8 protein-coding genes and 1 pseudogene are annotated in these 10738 nt (G+C 73.4%); 7 read left to right on the top strand and 2 right to left on the bottom strand.

Annotation, left to right across the window (positions count from 1 at the left end):
• Positions 1-121: 121 nt before the first annotated feature.
• Positions 122-1303: a glycosyltransferase gene (locus CR470_RS31070; RefSeq protein WP_097870815.1), complete on the bottom strand. Its 1182-nt coding sequence runs from the start codon at positions 1301-1303 to the stop codon at positions 122-124.
• Positions 1304-1361: 58 nt separating this feature from the next.
• On the opposite strand from CR470_RS31070, the gene CR470_RS31075 reads away from it, so the two are divergent.
• The 4 genes from CR470_RS31075 to CR470_RS31090 all read left to right on the top strand — a co-directional run bounded on the left by CR470_RS31075 (position 1362) and on the right by CR470_RS31090 (position 5081).
• Entirely contained in the window at positions 1362-2147 is a 786-nt protein-coding gene (locus CR470_RS31075; RefSeq protein ID WP_097870816.1) for a glutamate racemase, read from the top strand.
• A gap of 98 nt (positions 2148-2245) precedes the next feature.
• Complete coding sequence (locus tag CR470_RS31080) at positions 2246-2809, top strand: hypothetical protein (protein WP_097870817.1); 564 nt, start codon at positions 2246-2248, stop codon at positions 2807-2809.
• 166 nt (positions 2810-2975) lie between these two features.
• Entirely contained in the window at positions 2976-4568 is a 1593-nt protein-coding gene (gene lnt / locus CR470_RS31085) for an apolipoprotein N-acyltransferase (RefSeq protein ID WP_097870818.1), read from the top strand.
• A 30-nt stretch (positions 4569-4598) separates the two neighbouring features.
• Positions 4599-5081, top strand: coding sequence for an NUDIX hydrolase (locus CR470_RS31090; RefSeq protein ID WP_097870819.1), 483 nt, complete (start codon positions 4599-4601; stop codon positions 5079-5081).
• Positions 5082-5084: 3 nt separating this feature from the next.
• On the opposite strand, the gene CR470_RS31095 is transcribed toward CR470_RS31090, so the two are convergent.
• On the bottom strand, positions 5085-7145 hold the full coding sequence (locus CR470_RS31095; protein WP_097870820.1) for a neutral/alkaline ceramidase: 2061 nt from the start codon (positions 7143-7145) through the stop codon (positions 5085-5087).
• 222 nt (positions 7146-7367) lie between these two features.
• On the opposite strand from CR470_RS31095, the gene CR470_RS39855 reads away from it, so the two are divergent.
• The 3 genes and pseudogenes from CR470_RS39855 to CR470_RS31105 all read left to right on the top strand — a co-directional run.
• On the top strand, positions 7368-7535 hold the full coding sequence (locus tag CR470_RS39855; RefSeq protein WP_179892433.1) for a hypothetical protein: 168 nt from the start codon (positions 7368-7370) through the stop codon (positions 7533-7535).
• 121 nt (positions 7536-7656) lie between these two features.
• Entirely contained in the window at positions 7657-10098 is a 2442-nt protein-coding gene (locus CR470_RS31100) for a DUF4135 domain-containing protein (protein WP_097870821.1), read from the top strand.
• Positions 10095-10738 (top strand): annotated as a pseudogene (locus CR470_RS31105) (hypothetical protein); the annotation flags it as partial. The gene CR470_RS31100 and the pseudogene CR470_RS31105, both read left to right, overlap by 4 nt.

Below are 10738 nucleotides of genomic sequence, written 5' to 3' on the forward strand. Positions count from 1 at the left end.
GTCCCGGACCGGGGCGTGAGCCCGCAGCGCACCATCGACGCGGCCTACGGCTGGGGCATGAACTGGACGCCCGGCCGCAAGTGACCCGCCCCCGCCGCGCCCGCCCGCCCCCATCGCGGCGTCACCGGTCGGGCGCGGCCTCCGGGCGCGCGTAGGTGCGGCCCTTCCAGGCAGCGCCCCGCCCCCGGTAGTGCTGGACCGCCGAGTCCACCGTCATCAGCAGATACAGCACCGCCGTCAGCGGCAGCAGCGGCCCCAGCCACAGCGACTGACGGTAGTACGCGAGCATCGGCAGATACGTCGCCGTCATCACCGCCCACGCCGCGCCGCCCGCCCAGGCCGCCGCCCCGTCACCCGCCAGCAGCCCCGCCGCCAGCGTCGCGGGCGGCGCCACGTAGACGAGCAGCAGCCCCGGGACCGTCCCCGCCAGCAGCAACGGACTGTGCCGCAGCTGGGCGTACGCGCTCCGCGCGACCATCCGCCACAGATCCGCCAGCCGCGGATACGGCCGCACGCTGTCCACCCGCTCCGCGAGCCCCAGCCAGATCCGGCCGCCGCTGCGCCGCACCTCACGCGCCAGCGACACGTCGTCGATCACCGCCTGCCGGATCGAGTCCGGGATCCGCGCCCGCTCGGCGGCCTCGGTGCGCAGCAGGACGCAGCCCCCCGCGGCTGCCGCCGTCCGCGACCGGGCCCGGTTCACCCGGCGGAACGGGTAGAGCTGCCCGAAGAAGTAGACGAACGCGGGCACCACAAGACGCTCCCAGACGCTCTCCACCCGCAGTCGCGCCATCTGCGACACCAGGTCGAAGCCGCCCTCGCCCCCGGTGCCGGCCGCGGCCACCAGATCGCGCAGGCTGTCCGGCTCGTGCGCGATGTCCGCGTCGGTCAGCAACAGGAAGTCCGGCTTGTCCCGCCGGGCCACCGCGATCCCGTGCCGCAGGGCCCAGAGCTTGCCCGTCCAGCCCCGCTCCGGCTCCCCGGGCGTCACCACGGTCAGCGGGAACCCGCCGTACCGGGCGGCCAGGTCCCGGGCCAGCTGCCCGGTGCCGTCGCTGCTGCAGTCGTCGACGAGGATGATCCGGACGTCCCCCGGATAGTCCTGGACCAGCAGCGACGGCAGGCTCACCGGCAGCATCTCCGCCTCGTCGCGGGCCGGCACCACCACCGCCACCGACGGCCAGCGCGCAGGGTCGGTGCGCCGGGGGAGCCGCTGGTCCGTCCGCCAGTAGAAGCCCTGCCCCAGCAGCAGCCACACCCACGCGATCAGTGAACCCACGGCGATCCAGGCAACGGCGCTCATCCGCCGCAGTCTGCCCCACTGAGCCCGGTCCGCAAGGGCTGTCGGCTAGGGTGACCGGGTGAAGATCGCGCTCATGGACTCCGGAATCGGCCTGCTGGCGGCAGCCGCCGCGGTACGCCGCCTGCGGCCCGACGCCGAACTCGTCCTCTCCTCGGACCCCGGTTCCATGCCCTGGGGGCCCCGCACCCCCGAGGACATCACCGCGCTCGCCCTGGACGTCGCCCGCGCCGCCGCCGCCCACCGGCCGGACGCGCTGATCGTCGCCTGCAACACCGCCTCCGTCCACGCCCTGCCGGCGCTCCGCGCCGAGCTGGAGCCCGCGCTTCCGGTCATCGGCACGGTCCCCGCGATCAAGCCGGCCGCGGCGGGCGGCGGCTCCGTCGCCATCTGGGCCACCCCGGCCACCACCGGCAGCGCCTACCAGCGCGGGCTGATCGCGGACTTCGGCGGGCCCGCCGACGTCACCGAGGTCCCGTGCCCCGGGCTCGCCGACGCCCTGGAGCACGGTGACGAGGCCGGGATCGACCGGGCCGTAGCGGCGGCCGCCGCCCTCACCCCGGCCGACGTGCGGGCCGTCGTCCTCGGCTGCACCCACTACGAGCTGGTCGCGGCCCGGATCCGCGAGGCCGTGCAGCGGCCCGGCCGCCCGCCGCTCGCCCTGCACGGGTCCGCCGGAGCGGTCGCCGCCCAGGCGCTGCGCCGGATCGGAGCGGGCTCCGCCCCGACGGCCGAGCCCTCCGGCATGCTCACCGTCCTCCGGGCCGGCCGCCCGGCCGCCCTCCCGGAGGCCGCCCTGACCTACGCCGAGGGCCGGATGCTGGCCGCCGCGGTACCCGTCCGCTGACCCGGCCCGCCGGGAGCGCCCGGGGAATCAGGACCGGGTAGCCCGATCGGCCCTCGCAGCCCCGGCCGGGAGCCCGGAACGCGGCTACGCTGCTGCATATGACGGACCACCCCGAGAGTGCGAGGCACGGGTCGAGCCAGGCGCCGCCCACGGAGTGGAACGGCCGCGCCACCAACCGGATCCAGTGGCTGCTGGCCCTCGCGGGCGCGGGCTGCGTGGCCCTCGGCATCGAGCTGGCCGTCGACGGCGCGTGGACCTCGGGCATCGCCCCACTGCTCATGTCGGTGATCGGCTGCCTCGCCGCCGGACTGCTGATCCTCTTCGGAACGCTCGCCTTCGTCCATGTGGCCGTCAAGGTCGACGGGGACAGCCTGGAGGTGCGCTGCGGCCACGCCGGCCTGCCGCGCCGCCGGATCCTGCTCAGCCATGTGACGGGCGCGGAGTTCGTCCCCCGGATCAATCCGCGCCAGTGGGGCGGCTGGGGCTACCGCTGGCGTCCCGAGCAGGGCACCGCCGTCGTGGTCCGCAAGGGTGAGGGCATGGCCCTGCACCTCGGCGACGGCCGCACCTTCACCGTCACGGTCGACGACGCGGAGACGGCCGTACGGTTCATCCGGCAACGCCTGCGGCTGCCGGCCTCCGGCAGACGGCCCGGCGACTGACCGGGCCACCGGCCCGGGCGGCGTCGGCCACGGGCCACCGTCCCGGCGACCGACCGCGCCGCCGCCCGCGAGGCACCCCGGAGCCGCCCCCGTCCCCGCCCCCCCCCGCAGGTCAACGCCGCCGCTCACAGCCGCCCACCGTAGACTCCGCCGGGTGAGCGCCACCATGACTCCCGTCGACGACCCGCCGCCCGCCACAGCCTCCCCGGCCGCCGGCCTGTTGCCGCGGCTCCTCCGCCCGGCCGCCGCCGTGCTGTCCGGACTGCTGCTCTACGCGAGCTTCCCGCCCCGGCCCCTGTGGTGGCTCGTGCTGCCCGGATTCGCGCTGCTGGGATGGGTGCTGCACGGGCGCGGGCTCAGGACCGCCTTCGGCCTGGGCCTCCTGTCGGGCCTCGGCTTCATGCTTCCGCTGCTGCACTGGACCGGCGAGGACGTCGGCCCGGTGCCGTGGCTGGCCCTGGCCGCCGCGGAAGCGCTCTTCATCGCGGTGGGGTGCCTCGGGATCGCCGCGGTGACCCGGCTCGCGTACTGGCCCGTGTGGGCGGCCGCGGTCTGGACGCTGGACGAGGCGGTCCGTGCCCGGATCCCGTTCGGCGGCTTCCCCTGGGGCAAGATCGCCTTCGGTCAGTCCGAGAGCGTCTTCCTGCCGCTCGCCGCGCTCGGCGGCACCCCGCTGCTCTCCTTCGCCGTCGTGCTGTGCGGCTTCGGGCTCCACGAGGCCGTGCGCCGGTTCGTCGTGTACCGCAGGACCGGAAGGGTCCCGCGCGCGGCCGTCGTCAGCGCCGCCGTGAGCGTCCTCGTACCGGTCGCCGGGGCGCTCGCCGCGCTGCCCCTGGTCGACGACTCGGCGGAGAACGGCACGGCCACCGTCGCCGCGATCCAGGGCAACGTGCCGCGCCTGGGCCTCGACTTCAACGCCCAGCGCCGCGCGGTCCTCGACAACCACGCCCGGCGCACCGAGCAGCTGGCCGAGGACGTGAAGGCGGGCAAGGAGAAGCAGCCCGACTTCGTGCTGTGGCCGGAGAACTCCTCCGACCTCGACCCCTACCTCAACGCGGACGCCCGCCAGGTCATCGACGACGCCGTCAAGGCGATCGGGGCCCCCACGGTCGTCGGCTCGGTGGTGGAGAAGGGCTCCGACAGCCTCCGCAACACCCTGATCGAGTGGGACCCCGACCAGGGCCCCGTCGACACCTACGACAAGCGGCACATCCAGCCGTTCGGCGAGTACATGCCGATGCGCACCGTCGCCCGCTTCTTCAGCGAGGACGTCGACCGGGTGCAGCGCGAGTTCGTCCCCGGCACCGAGGTCGGCGTCTTCGACCTCGCGGGGACGAAGGTGGGGCTCGTGACCTGTTACGAGGCCGCCTTCGACGACGCCGTACGCGACACCGTCAAGCACGGCGGCCAGATGATCGCCGTGCCGAGCAACAACGCGACGTTCGGCCGCAGCGAGATGACCTACCAGCAGCTGGCCATGTCCCAGGTGCGGGCCGTCGAGCACGGGCGGGCCGTCGTCGTCCCCGTCACCAGCGGGGTCAGCGCGGTGATCCGCCCGGACGGCACGATCGTCGAGAAGAGCGGGATGTTCACCCCCGATGCCCTCGTGGACGAGGTCCCGCTGCGCTCCTCGCTCACCCCCGCCACCCGGATGGGCCCGCTGCCCGAGGGCGTCATCGCGCTGCTGGCCCTGGCGGGCCTGGGCTGGGTGAGCGTGTCGGCGTTCCGCGCACGCCGGAGCGGGGGCACCGCGCGGTAGCACCTGACCCGGCCACGTAGGCTCGGATCCATGGCTACCCCCGACTTCATCCGTGACATCCGCGCCACCGCCGGGCACCAGTTGCTCCTGCTGCCCGGGGTGACGGCCGTCGTCCTCGACGACGAGGGCCGCGTGCTGCTCGGGCGGCGCGCGGACACCGGGAGGTGGTCGGTCATCGGCGGGATCTCCGAACCGGGGGAGGAGCCGGCGGCGACGGCGGAGCGCGAGGTGCTGGAGGAGACCGGCGTGCACTGCGTGGCCGAGCGGGTGGTGCTCACGCAGGCGCTGAAGCCCGTGCAGTACGCCAACGGCGACATCTGCCAGTACCTCGACGTCACCTTCCGCTGCCGGGCGACCGGCGGCGAGGCGGCGGTCAACGACGACGAGTCGCTGGAGGTGGGCTGGTTCCCGTTGGACGGGCTCCCGCCGCTCGGCGAGTTCGCCCTGTTCCGGATCAAGCAGGCCCTCACCGAGGGCCCCGCCTGGTTCCAGCCCACCCCGCGTACCCCGTAGCCCTCAGTTCACCGTGAAGGGCCCCGTCGCCCCGGTGAACGGCGTGATCCTCCCGAGCGGGCTCCTGGCGTCCCCGTGGTGCACGATCCGGTACGTGCCGGGCACGGTGTCCGCCGCGATGTCCCAGGTGATCGTGGCCTTGGAGGTGCCGGTCAGACCGTTCAGCCGCGTCCAGCGGTAGGTGGTCTCCCAGGCGCCGTCGTCCAGTACCCGCTGCCACGTGCCGTTCTCCAGCCGCTGCACCTCCAGGAAGGTGGAACCCCGGCGGACGTCGTTCTTCGGGTGCCCGGTGGCGAACTCGACGGTCGCGGTGGTGCCCCGCGCGTACGAGGTCTCCGGGGCCTTCAGGACGCCGCCGAACGCCTTGCCGGCGGGCGGGTTGTCGTACACGACCCCCGTCTGGAAGGTGAACTGCCGGCCCGACTCGTCCGGCGGCGTCGCGCCCCGCTCCAAGGGGGTGCCCTCGCGCAGGGAATCCGCGATCCGGGCGTACTCCTGCTGGTAGGCCGGCAGGGTGTAGCGGCCGTACAGCGTGGAGCCGCCCTCGTAGTTCTGGGTGTCGTACTCCTCCGGCGTCGTGACGTACTGGCTGTAGGCGTTGGCGTACCCCTGGAGCAGGACGCGGTCCAGCGGGACGCCCAGCCGCTCGGCCACCGTACGGCGTACGCGGAGGCCGGAGGTGATCGTGAACTCGCCCGGGGCGGCCACCAGGTGCAGCTCGCCGATCTTCATGATCTGGAGCGGGAGGCGCTTCGGGGTGACCGGGTGGACGTTGCTCAGCAGCCCCGTGGGGATCAGGCTCGCCTTGGGGTACTGGCAGGTCGCGAGCCAGGACGGGGTGTCGATGCGCAACGCGTCGATGATGCCCGCGACCGGGGTGCGTGTGCCCTCCTCGAAGCCGGGGATCGCGGGACCGTCCTCGACGCTGCCCGCGAGCGTGGACGCGCCCACGACGGCGGGGCAGGTGCGGTGCTCCTCGCCGTCCGGGGTGTACTCCGGGCGTACGGTCACGTTCTCCATGTCGACGTAGGCGAGCCGGGAGTCGACGCCTCCGGAGACGGGCCGTGTGTCGTCGTAGATCTCGCGGGCCTTGTCGAGCTGGCGCTCGCCGATGACGCGTGTGTTCTCGAACTCGTCCTCGGTGGGCCCGGACCCCGGCTTCAGGTTGAGGTTCGGCGACATGTCGCCGGCGTTGGTGTTGGGGAAGGCCGCGACGAACCCGGGGGCGTCGTCGAGGTACCGCACGCCCTCGTGGTCGTGCTCCCAGGCGTAGGCGGCGTAGCCCTTGTTGTCGGGGCTGATGAGCGTGTTCTTGTTGGTGATCGAGGTGTTGTGGGTGGCGAACCAGCTGATCGCGCCCGCTTCCCTGTCGCCCTGCTGGAAGCGCAGCACGGTCATCGCCGGGTCGATCGCGTCGGGGAAGGCCGCCCGGTCGGAGGCGGGGTTGCGGTCGAACGCCTCCCGGGAGCGGTTGACGCTGGCGTTGGTGAGGGCTCCCGTGCCCAGGCTCATCGTGCCGGGTTTCAGGTCCTCGTGGGCCTTCGCGACGGAGTCCGTGATGCCGTCGACGACGGCCCGGTAGGTCTCCTTCTGGAAGCCGAGGACGGACAGGTTGTAGGCGACGTGGTGGGAGTATCCGCCGGGCCCCGAGTGGGTGTGGGTGGCCGACAGCAGGACGTTCTCCTCGTCGTACAGGCCCCCGTAACGCTCCTTCAGACGGGCGATGACCCCCTGCTGCACGGACTGGAAGATCATCGCGAGGTCGGCGTTGACGTACACCACGCGCTTGCCGCTCGACCGGTCCACGACGACGAAGGCGCGCGACCTCTGCCGCTGGTGGATGCCCGAGGTCTTCTGGTCGAAGCTGGAGTAGCCCATCATCCCGGTCTCGGCGGCCTCGCCCGTGACATCGGAGATGCCGCGCCCGACGAGGTAGTCCCCTTCGGCGGCGGTGTTCGACGCCGATGCGGGGGAGGGGGCGCCGAGGGCGACCGCTCCGAGGGTGGCGGCGAGCACCGCGACGGGAAGCCTGCGCCGGGAGCGGCGGGCGGTGGGGGGTGGCATGGGACCTCCTGGGGCGGGAGACGGGGTTGCCCGGCCCGGTCGGCGGCTCGCCGATGCGGAGGGGCGGGGGCAGTGCCCCGACCGTAGAGGAGTGTGACCTGCGTCGCATAGATGGCTACCGGCCAGTAAAGCGGTGCGCCCGCGTCCCGCTCGTTGACAGGGGCATGTCGCATTGTTCTACTGAGTGGCGGATCAATTGGCCAGTACGGGAGGAGGATATTCATGCAGGCAGTTGAAGAAAAGGTCCAGGGCCCAACGGACCGGAACGCCGATGATGTATTCGATCTGGTGATCGGCGATCTGGAACAAGAAATTCCGCCGCTCGCTTCACCGACGAACTCGGGCAGTGGCACTTCCTGCGGTTCGTGCGCGAGCATCTACTGCTGCTGACGCGCGCCGGGTGGTGTCGCCACGTCGGCGCCACCCGGGTGCGCCGCACGTCCTCCTCCCCGTGACGAGTCGAAGGGCTGCCGTGCCGGAATCACCAGTGGATGTCGAGCCCCTCTGGGAGATGCGTGACCCCGGCGGCACCGGCCGACAGGCCGGTCCGAGGGGCGATCGGGGTGCCGAACGGGACGGATCACCTCAACTCTCCCCGGTGGTGCGACGAGTGATCGACGCCGTCCGGAAGGGAGAGGCCGGCGGACTGTTCCCGCCCGTCGTCGCGGCGGGCCCCGAAGGGACGGTCGCGATCGACCGGCTGCTCGGCGGCGAGGCGGACGCGCGGATGATCGAACACGCGCTCCGCGACCGGCGGTTCGCTCCGCTGCTGGACCTGTGGGACCGGCTGGACGCCTGGTGCGTATTCTCCGGACCACGCTATTCGGACGTTGTTTCCGCCGGAATACTGGATATCACCAACGCCGATATCTTCGGCCCCGTGGTATCCGAGGCATTCGTGGCGTGCGCTGCCGGAAGACCGCACTACGCCCGTGACCGGGTGGCCGAGTGGGCGGTGCGCTGCGAGGAATTCCTGACGCTGTTCCTCGATCGATTGCTCCGGGACATGAACGCCTGCTGGCCCGATGAACCCGCGTTCCGGGGGCCGGTCGTCGGACTGTGGGCCCACGGCGAGGAAACCCACAACGGACGCCAGCGCGTCCTGCGCCTCGACTGCGCCGGCGGCGGTCGGGTCGCGTACAAACCGCGGCCGGCCTCCGGCGAGCTGCTGTTCACCGCGTCCACCGGAACCGGCTCGCCCGCCTCGCTGTTCGACCTGCTCAACCACGCGCCCACGGCGTCCGGCGAGATCCGGCTGCCCGTGCTGTCCTGCTGGCCCGGAGCCGAGCCCGGCTACCTGTGGCAGGAGTGGATCGAGCCGCCCGCGCAGTGGGGGCCGATCCGGTCCTCCGGACCGTGGGAGCTGACCGGAACCCGGCTCACCCCGCGGGAGTCCGGCCGGTTCTGGCACCGCACCGGCTCGCTGACCGCCGCGATGTTCGCCTTCGGGATCACGGACATGATCGGCGGCAACGTGGTCACCGGGAACAGGCCGGGCGACCCGGAGCCACTGCTCTACCCGATCGACCTGGAGATCTACTTCTGCCGGGTCCCGCGCCTGTACGACACGGGCCTCCTGCACGACGCGACCGCCGAGATCGACCAGCACCACGTCGGCCTGGAGCGCACCGCCCGCTGGTGCGACGCCGAGGGCCCGCCGGTGTGCTGGACCGAGCGGCCGACCGGGGAGCTGCGCCTCCACCGCCGCCGCGCATCCCTCGCCCGGAAGGAGACCAGGAACGTCGTCGCCGACACCGACGGGCGTACCGGGTACGGGCCCTACCTCCCGGCCATGCTGCGCGGCATGTTCGACGCCTGGACCCTGATGTGCCGACAACGGCCCGCCATCGGCGCCTTCCTGTCGACGGCCACCGCCGGCCACCACGTACGGGTCCTGCGGCAGCCCACGTTCCGGTACTTCGACGCGCTCGTGCCCCGCTGGCTGTCCGGCGGCGGCGCGGCGCCCCGTCCCGCCGAACCCGACGTCCGCTTCGACCGGGCCGAACGCGACCAGCTGCGACGCCTGGACGTGCCCTACTTCGTCCGGTCCCTGGAAGGCGGGCCGGTGCTGAGCGTCGAACCGCCGCCCGTGCCGTTCGGGACGGCCCGGGTCGCCGCCCGGCCCGAGCCCGAGGGCGGCTGGCCCCCGCTGCGGGAGCTGCTGGAGGGCGAGAACCTCACCCTCGCCGGTCTCGGAGTGGCCCTCCGGGACGCCGTGGAGCACGTGTTCGACGATGTGACGGACCACGTCGTCACGGATGCCCCGCTGGGCGTACGACTGCACCTGCAGAGCCCCGCCGAGGGCCAGGTCGCCTTCGACTGGCCGGAGGCGGGGCGACGGATCACCTACCTCTGGGACCGGCAGAAGATACGGCTGCGGATCGACCCGATCGACGCGCCCGAGGCCCCGGTCGAGCCCGCGCCCGCCGGGGAGATCCGGCGCAGGCTGCTGCGGCTGGACCGGCTCGACGGCGCCGTCCGGACGCCGTGGGCCGACGGCGGCATGAGCGACCCGGCCGCCGAGCACCGTCTGCGGGAGCTGACCGACGCCGGGATCGCGTGGCTCACCGCGATCGTGGCCGACCACGGCTGGCCCGGGCACGCCCTGGTCGGCGCGGAGGCGGCCACCGCCGCGAGCCGCCTCGTACAACACGCCCGGGAGCACCTGGACTTCCGCCGCCACTGCCTGGAGCTGATGCGGGGCGCAGCGGAGCGCGGCGACCTGCCATGGCGGGAAGTCGCCTATCTGACCGACGAGTTGCGGGTGACCGACGGGCTGCCGCAGGTGTACGGAACGAAGTTCGAGCCCGTCGGCGGAGTGCTGGTCCCCTGGCCGGTCGAGGACCCGGAAGAAGTGGACCACCGCCGGGCCGCGCTCGGCATGGAACCGCTCGCCGACCACACGGACCGCATCCGGCGGCGGTTCCCCCTGACCGGAAGGGAAGCATCATGAGCACGCTGGCCCCCGAGGCGCGGCGGACGCCCGACGGCGTCGACTGGGAGCTGTTCGGGCAGCGCTACTGGGACCGACGGCCCGTCCGGCTGCGCGCCCGGCCGCCGTTCGGCCTCGACGAGGTCCACCCCCTGAACGTCGCCTCCTGCGCACCGTTCCGGGCGGGCACCCGCTTCTGGGTGATGCCCGACGTCCGGTTCCTCCTCGGCGACGGCTGGCTGCGCGCCCCCGGCACCCTGCTGCCGGACACCACCGACCCGACCCTGGACGACTACCTCGACCGGCTCGACGCCGAGGTCTCCGGACAGGGCTACCTGCTGACCGTGCGACAGCCGCTCCTCCTCGACCACGCCCTGTGGTCCGCCGTACGGGACACGGTCAGCGGGCTGTGGCGGCAGGTCGGCTGGCCCAACCTCCCCCTCACCGCCGAGCTGCTCACCGGCGACCGGTTCACCCAGCACGCCGGCGCGGCCGAGGCCCCCACCCACGCGGCGCTGACCTGGGTGCTGCGCGGGCGTATGGACGTGACGCTGTGGGACGAGCACGGCGGCCCCCCGCCGGCGGACATCGCCGACCCGGACCGGGACGTGCCCGGTGCGCGCACCCTCGGCGCCGGGGCCGGGGAACTCCTGTACTGGCC

The sequence above is a fragment of the Streptomyces sp. rh34 genome (genome assembly GCF_002551245.1).
Classification (GTDB): Bacteria; Actinomycetota; Actinomycetes; order Streptomycetales; family Streptomycetaceae; genus Streptomyces.